Origin of the sequence: Pantoea sp. MT58, assembly GCF_014495885.1 — a bacterium.
Lineage (GTDB): Bacteria > Pseudomonadota > Gammaproteobacteria > Enterobacterales > Enterobacteriaceae > Pantoea > Pantoea eucalypti.
Genome location: NZ_CP061084.1, coordinates 1 through 16,153, shown reverse-complemented (window position 1 = coordinate 16,153; position 16,153 = coordinate 1). Strand labels below are relative to the sequence as shown.

8 protein-coding genes are annotated in these 16,153 nt (G+C 52.7%); 2 read left to right on the top strand and 6 right to left on the bottom strand.

Features of this window, described 5'->3' with window-relative positions; genetic code table 11:
* The first annotated feature begins 44 nt into the window (after positions 1–44).
* Positions 45–4,577, top strand: coding sequence for an ATP-dependent helicase (locus IAI47_RS18890; RefSeq protein ID WP_033742818.1), 4,533 nt, complete (start codon positions 45–47; stop codon positions 4,575–4,577).
* Here IAI47_RS18890 and IAI47_RS18885 read toward each other — a convergent pair.
* Positions 4,529–5,488: a LysR family transcriptional regulator gene (locus tag IAI47_RS18885; protein ID WP_008924463.1), complete on the bottom strand. Its 960-nt coding sequence runs from the start codon at positions 5,486–5,488 to the stop codon at positions 4,529–4,531. The two genes, IAI47_RS18890 and IAI47_RS18885, sit on opposite strands and share 49 nt — an antisense overlap.
* 95 nt (positions 5,489–5,583) lie before the next feature.
* Here IAI47_RS18885 and IAI47_RS18880 point away from each other — a divergent pair, with 95 nt between their 5' ends.
* Entirely contained in the window at positions 5,584–6,438 is an 855-nt protein-coding gene (locus tag IAI47_RS18880; RefSeq protein WP_008924462.1) for an aldo/keto reductase family oxidoreductase, read from the top strand.
* 39 nt (positions 6,439–6,477) lie between these two features.
* Here IAI47_RS18880 and IAI47_RS18875 read toward each other — a convergent pair whose 3' ends face one another.
* The 5 genes from IAI47_RS18875 to IAI47_RS18855 form a co-directional block, all read right to left on the bottom strand.
* Positions 6,478–7,977, bottom strand: coding sequence for a carboxylesterase (locus tag IAI47_RS18875; protein WP_008924461.1), 1,500 nt, complete (start codon positions 7,975–7,977; stop codon positions 6,478–6,480).
* 328 nt (positions 7,978–8,305) lie between these two features.
* A complete protein-coding gene (locus IAI47_RS18870; RefSeq protein ID WP_003848221.1) occupies positions 8,306–9,757 on the bottom strand; it encodes a sugar porter family MFS transporter in 1,452 nt (483 codons plus the stop codon).
* Between the two features lie 1,672 nt (positions 9,758–11,429).
* On the bottom strand, positions 11,430–12,401 hold the full coding sequence (locus IAI47_RS18865) for a ParB family protein (protein ID WP_003855842.1): 972 nt from the start codon (positions 12,399–12,401) through the stop codon (positions 11,430–11,432).
* Between the two features lie 7 nt (positions 12,402–12,408).
* On the bottom strand, positions 12,409–13,608 hold the full coding sequence (locus IAI47_RS18860) for an AAA family ATPase (protein ID WP_003855844.1): 1,200 nt from the start codon (positions 13,606–13,608) through the stop codon (positions 12,409–12,411).
* Between the two features lie 1,615 nt (positions 13,609–15,223).
* Positions 15,224–16,153, bottom strand: coding sequence for a RepB family plasmid replication initiator protein (locus tag IAI47_RS18855; protein ID WP_003855845.1), 930 nt, complete (start codon positions 16,151–16,153; stop codon positions 15,224–15,226).

Here is a 16,153-nt window from a genome sequence, read left to right as displayed (position 1 = left end):
CAACGGATAAATTTCAGGCGCAGTGGTTGCGTAATACCGTGAGTATGATGTCGAAATCCCAATCAGATACCGTTTTAGCCAGGTTTTCTCCCGCCACCCGACGCTGGTTTTCAGGAGCGTTTGCTGCGCCGACACCGGTACAGCAGGCGGCCTGGCAGGCGATTGCCCGTGGTGAACATGCACTGGTCATCGCGCCTACCGGCTCAGGAAAAACACTGGCGGCTTTCCTCACCGCCATCGACACGCTGTTTCAGGTCAGAACCAGCCAGCCAGCACCCACGCGTGAAACCACTACCCGCATACTCTATATCTCTCCGGTTAAAGCGCTGGCCGCCGACGTGCAGCGCAATCTGAATCTGCCGCTGGCAGGCGTTTACGCCGAGCGGCAGGCACTGAATGAGCCCGAAATCACACTGAATATTGGCATGCGGTCGGGCGATACGCCAAGCACTGAGCGCGCCAGATTATTGCGTCGCCCGCCTGATATCCTGATCACCACACCTGAATCACTGTTTCTGATGCTGACGTCAAAAGCGCGCACGACACTGAAGGGCGTGACCACGGTGATAGTCGATGAGGTACATGCAGTCGCGGGATCAAAGCGCGGTTCTCAGCTGGCACTGAGCCTGGAACGGCTGGATGCGCTGTTGCCGAAGCCCGCCCAGCGCATTGGCCTGTCCGCCACCGTGCGGCCGGTGGAACGGGTCGCGGCCTTCCTGGGCGGCTGTCAGCCAGTGCAGGTGGTGAACCCAGCGGCCAATCGCACGCTGCATCTGACGATTGAGGTGCCGGTTGAGGATATGACTGACATTGCCAGCGCTGATAACCTGACAGATGACGTCACCTCTGCCAGCGGATCGATCTGGCCGCACATTGAAGCGCGCATTCTGCAGCAGGTCATGGCCCATCGCGCTACGCTGGTATTCGTGAATTCGCGAGGGCTGGCAGAGAAACTGACTGCACGGCTCAATGCGCGCTATCTGGCGCAGCAGGCAACGGCTGAGGTTCAGGATGCAGAGCGCACAAATGACGACGATCTAATTGCCCGCTCGCACCATGGTTCTGTCTCCAAAGAACAGCGAGGCGAGATTGAAGCCGCGCTGAAACAGGGCAGACTGCGCTGCGTGGTGGCGACGTCTAGCCTGGAACTTGGCATCGATATGGGGCCGGTGGATCTGGTAGTCCAGGTGGGCGCACCTTTGTCAGTGGCCAGTGCACTGCAGCGTGTGGGTCGCGCCGGACATCAGGTAGGCGGCGTATCAACCGGCATTCTGTTTCCGCGCACACGACGCGATCTGCTGGATTCCGCCGTCATAATAGAGTCGATGCGGGCGGGTCAGCTTGATGCGCTGGCGCCGCCGCGTAACCCGCTCGATATCCTGGCGCAGCAGACGCTGGCCGCTGTCGCTATGGATCCCCTGCAGGCCGACGAATGGTATGCGCAGGTCTGCCGTGCTGATCCGTTCCGCACGCTGTCACGACGTCTCTTTGATGCCACTCTCGATATGCTGGCGGGCAAATTTCCATCAGATGCCTTTGCTCAGCTGCGCCCGCAACTGGTATGGGATCGCCTGAGTGGAATGCTCACGGCACGACCTGGCGCGCAGCATCTGGCCGTAACCAGCGGCGGCACCATTCCCGATCGCGGGATGTTCAGCGTCATTCTGCCAGAAGGTGAAGAACAGGCGGGATCCCGCCGGGTTGGCGAACTGGATGAAGAGATGGTTTATGAGTCGCGGGTCAACGACATCATTACCCTGGGCGCGACGTCATGGCGAATCCAGAAGATTACCCATGATCAGGTGCAGGTAGTGCCCGCACCTGGTCGTCCCGCTCGTCTGCCCTTCTGGAGAGGAGAAGGCGTGGGTCGCTCGGCGGATTCGGGGGCAAGTCTGGGAATGTTTTTGCGTCAGCTAAACGCGGCATCACCGGACGATGCACAGCAACAGCTTCACGCGCTGGGACTCGATGCCCGTGCAGTAACGAATCTGCTGACTTTGCTGGCTGAACAGCGCGCGGCTACCGGTGTCGTGCCGGATGATCGCACGTTGCTGATAGAACGCTGCCGTGATGAAATCGTCGACTGGCGGGTCATCCTGCATTCGCCGTGGGGAAAACGGGTTAATGCGCCCTGGGCGCTGGCGATTGCTGCTCGTATCCAGCAACGTATGGGTATCGATGCCTCTGTTGCGGCCAGCGATGACGGCATTGTAGCCCGCTTTCCTGCCAGTGAGGGGCATTTACCCGCCGCTGACCTGTTCCGGTTCGATGCCGACTCGCTTACTCAGGAGGTCACCCAGAGTGTCGGCCAGTCGGCGCTGTTTGCCGCCCGCTTCCGGGAATGTGCCTCACGCGCGCTGTTGCTGCCGAGGCGTAATCCGGGCAAGCGTTCGCCGCTCTGGCAGCAGCGGTTGCGTGCAGGTCAGTTGCTGGAAGTCGCCCGTCAGTTTGACGACTTCCCGATCCTGATCGAAACCGCCCGCGAATGCCTGCAGGATGTCTACGATCTGCCTGCATTGCACCAGCTCATGGAAAAGCTGGCTCTGGACCAGATAAAAATGGTAGAGGTGACGACCGAACACCCCTCCCCTTTCGCTGCGCCACTGCTTTTCGGCTATGTCGCCGAGTTTATCTATGCCAGCGATGCACCCCAGGCAGAACGGCGCGCGTCATTGCTGGCGCTCGACAGTAATCTACTGGGTGAACTGCTTGGCCAGACCAGCAAGCGTGATTTACTGGCACCAGACGTTGTTGAACAGGTTGAAAAGGAATTGCAGCGTTTTGACACCCGCTATCACGCACAGCATGCCGAAAGCCTCATCGACCTGCTCCGCGACCTCGGTCCTCTCTCCCTTGCTGATATCGCGGCACGTTTTAGCGGCAACGATACGCAGATCAAAGAAGCACTGGCGCAGTTTTCTGCGGCCCGGCGAATCATTCCGGTTATCCTCGCGGGTGAACTGCGCTGGGCGGTGATTGAAGATGCGGCTCGCCTGCGTGATGCGCTTTCCGTGGTATTGCCTGATGACCTGCCCGCGACATTTCTGGTGCCACAAGCTGCTCCACTACCCGATCTGATTAACCGCTACGCACGGACCCATACGCTCTTTAACGCTCAACAGCTGGCTACACATTTTGGACTGGGAGTGGCCGTAGTGAATGAGGTGCTGTTTACCCTGCTTCAGCAGGGCAGCCTGCTGAATATGGGCACAGTAGCGGACAAATCGGAAACAGAGTGGGTCTCCTCAGACATCTTCAAACGGCTGCGCTTACGTTCACTGCAGTCAGCACGCGAAGCAACCCGACCTGTTTCACCCACCGCCTGGGGCAGTCTGCTGCTGGAGCGTCACGGCTTGCTTAGCGCGCAGCGTGAAGAGCTATCGGGCACCAACGGGCTATTACGGGTGATCGAGCAACTGGCGGGTGTGCCGTTGCCTGCCTCGTTGTGGGAGTCACAAATTTTGCGCGCCCGGATAGTCGACTATCAGCCTGCGATGCTCGACGAACTGTTAGCCAATGGCGAAGTAATCTGGTGCGGACATAAAGCGCTGGGCCAGAGTGATGGTCTGATCTCGTTTCACCTGACTGAATTTGCTGATGAAACGCTGCCGGTCATTGACACAACCCAGCCCCTTACATCGATACAACAAGCAACTATCGACGCATTAAGCCGCGGTGGCTCGTGGTTTGTTCATGAGATCATGGCGCAGATGGAAAATGAGGAGACCCATCCCACTGAAATCAATGATGCCCTGTGGCAGCTGGTGTGGCAGGGCTACGTCAGTTCCGACAGCTGGATTGCGGTACGTGGATTACTGACCACACCAGTCATGACCCGTTCGCGCCCAACGCGTTCTCTGCGCACCCGATTTGGACAGCGCTTATCTCCAGGCGCGCTTCCCGCCCGCCGGCCTGCGGTTAATATGCTGGCGGGTCGCTGGTCGCGGATTCGCAGACAGGAAATTACGCCTGCCCGGCTTGGCCTGTCACTGGCAGAAAACCTGCTCGACCGTTACGGGGTGATCACCCGTGGCTGCGCGGTATCGGAACAGATCCCCGGGGGATTTCCGGCTTTGCAGCCGGTTTTACGTGGCATGGAAGATGCCGGTCGGCTGCTGCGCGGTCAGTTTGTCGCCGGGGCAGGCGGTGCGCAGTTTGCCGACCAACCGACCATTGAGCGGCTTCGGGTGCTGGCAGATAACCCGGAAACGCTGACAGAGGCTGTAGCACTCAGCGCACTCGACCCGGCTAATCCGTTTGGGGCAATGCTGAGCTGGCCGGTCCATGCCAGCGGTATTCGCCCGACCCGTCGTCAGGGTGGCCGGGTTGTGATCGCAGGCGGTGCGCTGATACTTTATCTGACCCCAGCAGGTAAAGAGTTACTGACGTTCAGTGAAGAGCCCGCGCGGCTTCAGACGGCGGTGGCGGTGCTGGGCATGGCGCTGAAACGGGATAAGTCGGCGAGTTTTACCCTGGAAACGGTAGATGGGGAACCGGTGACGCAGTCATCGCTGCTTAACGCACTGCGTCACGCCGGATTTTCACGCGTGCCGCAAGGCTTCAGCTGGTATAGCTGAGTTTTTTCGCGCTCGTTTGTTTCGCGTACAAAGTCGATGAAAGCCTTAAGCGGCGCCGGAATCAGACGCCGATCGCTGTAGTAGAGCCACGGGCCGGAAAAGGTCAGCCACCAGGACTGCAGCAGCGGTTCCAGTTTGCCGCTGTCCAGGGCTGGACGGAGCCACTCATCAAACAGATAAATTATGCCGCTTCCGGCAATGGCCGCGTCTACTGCCAGATCCATAGCACCCCCGACGGTGACCACCAGCGGCCCGCTGGTTTCAACACTGATTTCCTCACCCTCGCGGCTGAAGGTCCACTCCGCCATGATGCCGCTGGCGTAGCGACCCCGCAGACAGCGATGATGGATAAGATCGCGTGGATGTTCCGGGCGGCCATATTCAGCAAGATAGGCCGGTGAGGCTGCCAGCGCGAAACGCTGCAGACGCGGGCCTATAGGTATCACCACCGTATCCTGCTCCAGCCGCTCATCGTAGCGAATCCCGGCGTCACAGCCGTCACGAAAAACATCCTGTACATTGCTTTCCGCAACGATTTCCAGCCGGATATCAGGATAACGCTGCAGAAATTCCGGTACCAGCGCGGGCAGTATCAGCCGGGTGGCACTAACCGGGACATTCAGACGCAGCGTCCCACCAGGCGTATTACGGTAGCAATTGACCGCATCCAGTGCAGCATTAACTTCGTTCATCGCAGGCAGCAGACGTTCCATCAGCGCCCTGCCCGCTTCGGTTAACACGACGGTGCGGGTGGTGCGGTGAAACAGTCGGATACCCAGTTGCTGTTCTGCCCGGCGCACCGCATCGCTGAGCCGTGAGGCATTGCTTCCGGTCACGCGCGCCGCTTCCCGAAATCCTCCTGCTTTTGCTACCGCGACTACAGCATCAAGCAGCGCCATATCGATCGCCATTGTGCACCACCCCGTACAGTCCGTCCTGATTTCACCCGATAGTTGCACAGCTAAATCACCGTTACAATTGATCTACATTCACGCAGGAGGTTTTCATGTCAAATACCACCATGACTTATCCGTTAGGCGATCGTGAAGTCAACCGTCTTGGTTACGGCGCGATGCAATTAGCCGGGCCAGGTGTCTTCGGCCCAGTGAAAGATGAAGCCAGGGCAATACAGGTTCTGCGCGACGCTATCGCGGCTGGTGTCAATCATATCGACACCAGCGACTTTTACGGGCCGCATGAAACCAATCAGTTAATCAAAAAGGCGCTCTATCCTTATCCTCAGGATCTCTGCATTGTCACCAAAGTAGGCGCCCGTCGCGATGCGAAAGGTGGCTGGCAGGCGGCGATGGAACCCGAGGCGCTGACGCAGGCAGTGGAAGATAACCTGCGCAACCTTGGGCTGGACGTGATTGAGGTCGTGAACCTGCGCAGTATGTTGCATCCGGCTAAACCTAAAGAGGGCTCCCTGATGCCACAGCTGGAGGCGTTGCTGGCGTTACAGGCTCGGGGACTGATTCGGCACATTGGCCTGAGCAACGTCACTGCCACACAAATTGCAGAAGCGCAGGCCATCACACCGATTGTCTGCGTGCAGAATATGTATAACCTCGCGCATCGACAGGATGATGAACTGGTGGATCAGCTGGCGCAACAGGGCATCGCTTACGTGCCGTTTTTTCCACTGGGCGGTTTCTCCCCGCTGCAATCGGATCGGCTTAATGAGGTCGCAGTATCCCTGAAGGCTACGCCGATGCAGGTCGCACTCGCGTGGCTACTGCGGCGCTCGCCCAATATTCTGCTGATTCCGGGTACGTCATCGCCGGAACACCTTAAAGAAAACCTCGCCAGTGCCAGTCTGCAACTGTCAGATGAGGTGATGGAAAAGCTGAACGCGATATAACATCTGGCCCGCAATTTGCGGGCCTGATTCTCTGGTGGTTCAGAAATGGCTCAGGCAGGCTGCCAGTGGCGGCTTGTCGCTGCAACTGATTTGGTGATCAATTTGTTCAATCATGTAAGGGTAAAACGGGTTGGAGGTAGCACGCATGATCGAGTCCAGCCCGACAATCAGCACGGCACTCTCTCCGCGTAGTGACAGCGTCCCAAAACTAATACCAAACTCATTCTTCTTAGCGGGTGCACTGCCATATAAACCATCCTCAGCAGGAAATGGAATGGCAACATGTGACAGCGAGTAGAGACCTGCCGGATAATCAATTGCCAGCGGTTTAATCTGTTCCTGAATCTCACCGGCAGGCACGCTTTTCGTTACCATTTCCAGCGACGTCGCTGAGGCATTAGTGATAACCGTTGAGGCATAACGGCGACGGGCAGCGGGCAAAAGCTGATTTACCGCGGTGTATGAGGAGTGACGAAATAGCGGACTGACGCTGACCGCCTGATTGATATCGAATAGCACCAGCTCACTGCCATTCTCCGGCAGGAAATTGTACAACGAGCGGATCACCGAGGATGTGCTGACAGTAGAATCCATAACCGACTGGAAAGTGAGTACCGGCGGGAAGGCAGACAGCTGTTTATTCCGTGCGTAAAGCTGGATCTCTTTCTGCAGCGCCTGCGTCAGCAAATAGGTCTGACGGGCAGCGTGAACCGGGAAAGAGTTATATTTAAAGGGATTAAACTCCGGCACGATGTTCAGCCACGCGGTTTTTGAAAACGCCGGAAATACAGCGGGCAGCCCGGCAATACCGGCAAAGCGGGCAAAACGCGTTACACCAATCATCGGCGATAACAGTATGAGCTGTTGCGGACGACGCAGTGTGTGATCATCCAGGCTGTCGAGCGCGTATTTTACCGCCAGCGCCCCACCGTTAGAGAAACCGACCAGATGCAGCGGCGTCTGCGTGCCTGCCAGACGGGTCGCTTCTCTCACTGCGAGACGTGTGGCGGCCATCCAGTCCTGCCAGTCTACATCCGTCAAACCGGCAGGCACCGTACCGTGACCCGGTAACCTTATCGCGACGACCGCATAACCCTGTTGATAATAAACGTCTGCCACATGACGCAGGCTATAGGGACTGTCGGTCAGACCATGTAACAGGACAACGGCACCGCGCGGGGTGCCTGTTGGTCGCAGGATATAAGAACGATTCCAGTCCTGCACGAAACGGCCAGGATAGATCATGCTGCCGGCGTAATATCGATTAAGTGGCGTTTTGTCTTCAGCTTCAAGTTTGTTGCTGACCTGCTGCTTCATCTCATTAAAAAGATGGTCTTCGGCATTGAGATAATCAGCATAAGTTGCGTTATCCAGCTGGCTCGCGGTCAGCTCATGGGGAATCCAGGTGTGCCAGCGCTTTAACTCCGGTCCGCGCTCGGCTTCATAAATGCGGATAATCAGAAGTAGCAGTAATACCAGCCCCGTCACTATCCCCAGCCGCCAGAGTCTGCGTTTAGCCGTTTTCCACTTCCGGTTCATACGTCCTTTCCTGAAAAATTAAAACACATAATGACACCACGCGAATAAAAAGCTGCGATTATAGCGGAGAGTGGGATGCGATCATTGTCAGTAGTCATGCTAGCTTAATCCGGATTTACAGAAAGACTTAGCGGAAAAATGCAGAGAGAGACGCTGGCGATTTCAGCCTGAAATCGCCAGCGCTGTATAAAAATAGAACAGAATATTTGCTGATTACAGTGAATGCTTTGGCGGCCTGGAGATGAAGGGAAGCGATTAGGGATGAATTAGCGGGGAATGGTAACGGCGTAAAACCGGATCCGACCGTCAGGCCGAATCCGTTGAGGGCTTATAACGCTTCAGCCTCTCTGCGCTTTTCACCGAACTTCTCTTTCATGTGGGACTCAATCTCTTCAAGGCTCTTGCCGCGCGTCTCGGGAACCATCGCCATCACAAAGAATAGCGACCCGACATTAATTGCAGCAAAGATAAAGAAGGTTGTGCTGCCTGCATATTCCATAACAGGTGGGAAACCAAATGCCACCACAGCATTAAATATCCACTGTAGTGAGACGGCACCACCGGTTAATACGCCACGCAGTTGCATCGGGAACAGCTCCGACATCATCAGCCAGTAAACCGGCGAGATGCACATCTGCATACAGAACAGGAACATCAGAATGCATGCCAGGGCGAGATAGCTCTGCATCACACTGGAGCTCATAAAGGTCAGCACGCTGCCCAGCATGATCTGTGCCGTGATGACCAGACATAAACCCGTAATCAGCATGGTGCGACGCGGGAAGCGACTAATGGCCCAGATACCGACAAACGTGGCCAGAACAGAAACCACGCCATTACCGATGGTGGCGGCGATTGAGGCACTGGTCCCCAGACCAGTCGACTTCAGAATGATCGGTGTGTAGTACATGAAGCCGTTGACGCCAGTAAACTGCGCGACAAAGCCCAGTCCTACACCAATAATCATCAGACGGATAACCCACTTCTCACGGATCAGTGTTTTCGCATCCGGCCCGCGTTCTGCCGCCCTCGCCTGCTTCTTCATCTGCGCCATCTCATGACGCACTTCGCGCGGCGTTTCACGCAGATACTTCAGAATCTTTTTCGCCTCTTTTAAGCGCCCTTCCGCCACCAGCCAGTGTGGGGACGCAGGAACGAAGAACGTGCCGATGAACAGCAGGAATCCCGGTACCATCGCAATCGCCAGCATGTAACGCCACAGATGTTCATCATGCAGCAGATAACTCAGAAGCGTACTGGCGACATAGGCAATAAGCTGTCCGGTCACGATCATCAGCTCATTGCGGCTTACCAGAGGTGCACGCAGGCGCGGTCCGGCAATCTCGGCAATAAACACCGGTACAGTTGAAGAGCCACCGCCGACAGCAATCCCCAGCAGGAAGCGCATCGCCACCATAATATTCACCGAGGGCGCCAGCGCCGTTCCCAGTGAACCCAGAACAAAAATGACTGCAAGGCTGCGTAACGTAATACGGCGGCCAAAACGATCAGAAAAGAAACCACTCAGGAAAGAACCGATGGCCGCGCCGAACACCAGCGAAGAAGCTACCAGGCCTTCAGTGAATGAATTCAGTCCCAGGCCGCCCTGACCGGGTGGTGAACTCATATAAGGTAACGCACCCGAAATAATCCCGGTGTCATAGCCAAAAGCCAGCGCGCCCATAGTGGCAACCAGCACCACGAGAAAAATGCGTTGGCGTACCGTATCCGCAGGCGCGTGATCGCCTGCTTCACCAGAGTCTGGTGTATTCGTACTCATAATATTCCTGCCATTAATAAGTTAAACATCCGTTTGATTACATTTCATACGGAATAGAAATGGAACATATTTACCGATTGGGCAACGAAGTGTAGACGGTATTTGAAAGTTAGCTTTAGCAATACGCCTTTCAGGGGGAGATAAATAATTAAAGAAAGAGACTGGAGTAACCGTGACCACCTGAACGTCTTTTCTGACTTCGAATCCCTGACGTACCGACTGGAATGCGCCACAGACTCGCCATGCTGTGAAGCAGTACAGGTCTGTGTTCACAGCTCTATTGAATGTGCTGACCATACCGTTTCTTGTTTGCTGAGTGCCGCTGCGCAGCTCATTCTCAGCTAACCATCCACTACTGAAGACGTGACGGTTGCCTGGTTCGCCGCTTAATCAGTGGTGAAGTCCTTAGCAACGAGCGAATCAAATCAACAATCCTGATTACTGATTACTGCTTGCTGACTGGGATAAGGTCGCGAGGTGAGCTCAAAGCAGGTAAAGGAATAGACATATTGGTGGGATATAGAAGTCAGATGTTTTTGAGATGCTGAGCATTAAAATCTATTCGCCACTTTAAAGCCTGCTTTATGAAATATCACAGGATGATAAAAAGTGCTGTGGTGCAACGCTGCACAACACTCTGTTTACTGATTGCAGTGGTCAGCGGGTTTATCTGCCGCCTGATTCTGATAGTGCGGGTAAACTGGCACTGATAAAGGGGATGGTTACGTTGAGAACGGCGTAATGCCAGATTCACTGTAAACAGCGATTGTTTATAGTTTTTGTTTTCATGCTGCTTAATGACATCTGCATAGGGTTTAGCTGGCGACGCTCAGTTAGTCTACACAACATAGTGAATCTGATGCTTACCGGGTTTCAGGTTGTGATTCAACACTGACGCGTTCAGTGCTCTAATCCATTCCTGATACCTTTACGCTGAGATCCATACCGTGAACATGCTATTGCTCAGAAAATAAGTTTGTTACGAGAAAAAAGTTATCCACTTTTTCTGTGGATAAGTGAGGGATATTTTATGAGTATCTTTTTTCATGCACTCTCCATGACCTCTCTGACCGTAATGTGAGATTCATAGAGGCGCTCATTTTTCCAGGCATGTGCAGTTTCAACAAAGAATAGCCATTAACCAAGTGGCGATTTCAGGCTGAAATTAACTGCAATTTACATTTAAAAACAATGATTTAATAGAACATTATACTGGCGGAGGCTTTTGCAGACAAAAGTTTCGCAGCGGGACCTACGCATTATCCTCAGGGAGCGAGTTATGGAGAAGTTAAATCTCAGGTTACTGGTTACTAATGAACCAGCAGAAAAATACGTGCTTGCATTAACACTATTTTTTCAGTGAAGGCTGACATCGATGCAAGTTGATTATTGTTATATCAGATTAAATTCGCTTTTGTTATTCATTGTCTTCCGGTCGGCTAACTCATAATTTTCAGCTCTGACTACATGACAACATAATATGGCGATTTCAGGCGCCAGCAAAACTGGGAAAACTCTATAAAACCAATAATAATCATAAGCTTAGACAAGAACCACCTTGCTCCGGGCTGGCGATTTCAGCCTGAAATTCATGATTCTGCATCCCTTTAATTGCTCTCAGTCCCAATAAAAAAGCCAGCGTTAAGCGCTGGCTGATTGGTGTGAGGTTGATTCAACGGTTAAGGTATTTCTTGAGCGTTTCAGCGATGACTTTATCAAGCTCTTCCTGCAACTCTTTTGATTGCCGGTTAAATTCATAACTGAACATACGACCGCGTACCTTTTTACGGGCAAAGCGATCTTTATCAGCAAATGACCATAGCGCAGTGGCCTGCGTTTTGTCTTTTTCCGGTTCTTTCATCAGCGTCTGACTTCCCTGTCGAATCAAACGCAGAATGTGATTTTTAAGCTCATCCTCAGCCAGCCCGTCACGGGCGCAGACGACATCAATTTCTCGCGAGATCGATTTAATCAGGGCTTCTGTGCTTTGTCCGGACTCACTCAATTTGTCAGCAGCCTGAAGCAGTGCTTTGTAGTCGGGATAGGTAAGCTCAGCCTGATTAGGAAAGAGTGCAATTAAATCTGACGGCACACTGGCGGCCTGAAGCGCACGTGTGACTTTCGCTTGCGATAAGCCCTGGTTTTCTGCGATTTCTTTCTGCGACAGACCGCCATCTTTAAGCGTTAACAGTCGCATTCCCACTTCACGCAAATTGTGTTCGCGAGCAGTCTGAATATCCTGTGCCAGTCTGCGTGCTTCATCCGGTGTAATTGCAGCATCAGTAACCAGCACGTCCAGCCCGGTTTTACAGATAAGCGCGGCTGCACGTCTGCGAGAGCCATCCAGGATTTCTATGCGCTCATCACGCATTACGCCAATAGCCGGGAAAAACTGCTGCAGCTTGATGGTACGAATAATGTCGCGCAGTGAGTCAGGTGTCAGTCCTGTTTGATCGCGGCCATTCGTTTCCATCGTGACGAATGTCTTACTTTCAACATCACTTGCCGCAATACGTTCAAAACGAAACTGGGCGCGCTTGCCCGTTGCCAGTACAAATGTCTGGTTATGCTGGCTGTCATTCGTGTCATTTTCCAGTGGAGTCTGGCTGAAGGTTCTGCCAATCGTAATTCTTTTTGCGCTCATACAAACCTCAGTTCAGGCGAATAAATTCGATACGGTCGAAGACGGCTTTTGCAAAATCCTCTGCCGCGGAACGTGCATTCTTCAACGCTTCGCTGCTACCGACATAGGTTGACGGATTGGCTGAGATAACCGTATCAAACGATTCACCGCAACGTTCGAACCCATCCAGGCGGGGTAGGGCGGCATCGAGCATATCCCCGCCAAAAATCTCTTTTGCCAGGCTATGGCAGAGTTTGTGGTCAGCTTTATTAGAGAGCTTTGACATAAAGCCAATGTTGCCCTGCAGGCGACAGGTGGCGCCGGAGTCTTCGATAATCGCAATCAGTTCCGGCAAACGTGTCAGGTATTTTAATGTTGAATGGAAGTCAACCTGAGCGGGTGGCACCGGCGTCATCAGGAGATCTGAAGCGGCAATCGCATTTTTCAGGAAAGCATCAAGATGTGGGCCGCTGTCGATAAAGATGAAGTCATAATCTTTTTTAAGTTTTGCAATCACATTGTCGTACAGCACGGCATGGACGTTCTGTTCTGGCAGATGCTCAGCACAAAGCTGGTCCCAGCTTGAGGCGATGAAAGCATCATCAATTGACGCGGGCAGCACATCCACGCCAGGGATGATCGACGGAACAATAAATTCATTAACCAGTTCATCACGGGAGACGTTTTGCAACATCGCCTGTGCGGCAGTGGCTTCTACCAGCCCAACGGAACGCTCGTGATTCAAAAACATGGTTGCCGATGACTGCGGGTCGAGGTCAATAACCAGAATGCGTAAATCTTCATATAAGAGATGAGGATGGGCACGAAGCGCATGGGCCAGTGAAACCGTAGAGACGGTTTTGGAAACGCCGCCCTTGAGATTACCCACAAAAATAGTGAAAGCATCACTATGACGATCCCGGTATTTCGGCACGCCACGATGATGGTAGATATCGATAATATTCTGAATCGACATGGCATATTTAACAGAAGAACCGGCAGCCCGTTTATCAAACTGATAACCGCTCTCTTCCATTTCATTCACCGCGTAATCGACGCTGGCACGGGTCAGTTTGGGCAACTTTGCTAACGCCGCTTTGGCATAGACCTGATAGTACGTATTTTCATGCAGTTCCTGCTTCTGCGCCTGAATCTGGTCGGTAAGGCTAAGAAGCATGCGTTCTGAACGCTGTGCAACTTTCATCACCTGTTTGTCATCGTTAGCCATGGTTGCTCCAAACATGTAGGATTTATGACTTTATACAGAAATCCTGCACGTGAGGCAATAAATTATCATCTCAACATGATATGCGTTTTTATGTGAGTACACGGATTTTGGTGAGCTTCATCACATTATTGATTCTGTATGAATAGCCTTTGCAGATAAAATTTGCAGAGCATTCACTGTAATCAGCAGATCATTCACTGTAGTGAGCAGATAAACAGGGAGTGGAATACGAAAACCTGATGCAAAACGAGAGCAGACGAGTTCAGGGTATCTCTCAATACTCACTAAGCGTTCACTGTAATCAGCAAATCCACGTCATATCAGATGATTTGTGAGTCAGTCATGAGCTGTATTTTAAAGAGATTAGTGGGTACGTAGCCAGTTGCGCCACCCACTATGCTGAGTTTTAACGTTGTCTGTATAAACGTTCACTGTAATCAGTAGCATTGCCCCGGTGTGAGTCTTACCAAAGAAAACGTTCACTGTAATCAGTAGGTGCGTCTGTCAGGTGTCAGCGTGAAAGAGTAGGGCGACATAAACGTTCACTGTAGTCAGCAATATCCGGCTATTTAAATGTGAGTGGGTCATAAAGCATTGGGACCAAATGAAAGGCCAGACATCGCCAAATTCCAGGCCAGAGTAGGTCGGTGGTGAAGAGGATAAGGGTTCGTCTGCGTTCACTGTAATCAGTAAATCCTGACTGAAGCGAACGACATTCACTATAGTCAGTAGACACAGGAAGGACTTCACAAACATTCACTGTAGTCAGTCGAGAGTGCACGTTCTTACAGCGCCAACCGGTGCCCAGCCGTGACAAACAAACTATGACTTTCAACGTGTACGCTATGACTGACAAGCCTGGAGCAGGCGGTCCTCTGCTTTTGTACATCAATAAGGGCATGACTCTTGTGACGTAACATTCACTGTTATCAGTAGCCGACGCAACAACTCGTCTATTCTCTCAACAAAGATTCACTGTATTCAGTAGACCGTTCACTGTAATCAGCAGGACGTCGCTGCTCAATCATAGCAACCTGGACTGCCCTGAATGGGGCTTCAGGTATAAACGTTCACTGTAATCAGTAGACCAGATGGCAAACGGGATGGCAGCAATGCGCAGGAAAGAGGACGATGTCAGCCTGCATACATTCACTGTAATCAGTAACAGTGTCACGTTGATCAACAGCCTGGCCTGTCCGTCATCACTGACTGGGAGGCACGATCCCGCGATGAGCCTGAGTGGCACAACAGAGTACTAACATTCACTGTAATCAGTAGCGTTCACTGTAATCGGTAAAAGAGAGACGTGCCCTTAACCTGAATCCATACATTCACTGTAATCAGTAAACAGGGCAAAGACAGATACTCGCAAAGAAGTATGTAAGTACACACTCACTCTAAAAGCCTTATAAATAAACGAGTAGAGAGTTGCAGGCTAACATCGGGGCGCGGGTCATCACATAGCCTTTACTGATTACAGTGAACAATACTGATTACAGTGAATGCCTGAGGAGTACTGATTACAGTGAAGGGTGAAGTGATGGAAGCAATGTCATCCTGCTCAGAGGAAGTGACACTGCCACGCAGGAATGCTGATTACAGTAAACGTCAGGCGTTAATCTTCAAACTCGATCTCATCCAGCGAATCAATGCTCTCCAGATTACCGATACCATCAAGCTTAGGCGTGCGACTGTGAATAATGAAAAACACAGAGCGGCCGCGCTTCACTTCTGAATAATCCAGATAACCGATCTCTTTTAGCTGCTCCATCGCGCGCCTTACCACGTGGTTCTGCGTAGTGGTCTTTGAACCGAGGTTAAGACGCATGCGCAAACGTGCAAGGGAGATGGGTGCCGGATTGGTCGGCAGACTCTCCAGGAAGGTGTAGAGCGCCTGCGCAGACTCTTTACGCTTGAGGCGGGAGATGGCCCGGAGCTGAAGCAGTACTTTGTGGTCGAAATTATAAAGTTCGAACAGCTTAGGATCAGCCTGAATGCGGACGATATCTTTTTCACGGTCGTAATAAGCAGACTGCACCAGGTGGGTATGATACGCCTTGCCATTGCCTTCAAAGGAGAGGGTATTGGTCGCAATACGTCGTAGCGAGGCATCAAGGCGTTTTCGTAGCGCAGCAGAAGAGTTAGCAGAGGGAATGCCGCACATCTTCACAAAATCAATAAACGGCAGGGTGACCGTGTCGCCTTTGGTCGGATAACGCGAGAATGACTGAATAATACCTGCCCAGGTTTTGAAATCGTTATCCATATCCAGCCGCGCGCCGGTAATGGTAATCTTTTCGTAACCCTCCGCTTTCACCAGCGTCAGGTTCTTTAGCTCTTTCGTCGCATCTGTTGAGGCCATCGCCCCGGATTTCCCGCGAGCGGTCGATTTCAGCGTTGGCACAAAGAGCCCGAGACGCATTAATGCGACGGGCTGAACGGTATTATTCTTGTTGGGATGAAGCTGGATAACTTCACCACTGTTTTTTGTCACAGACAGAAAAGGTTCTAGTAACGCTTTGTTTTCGTTGTCTTTATCTGCCAT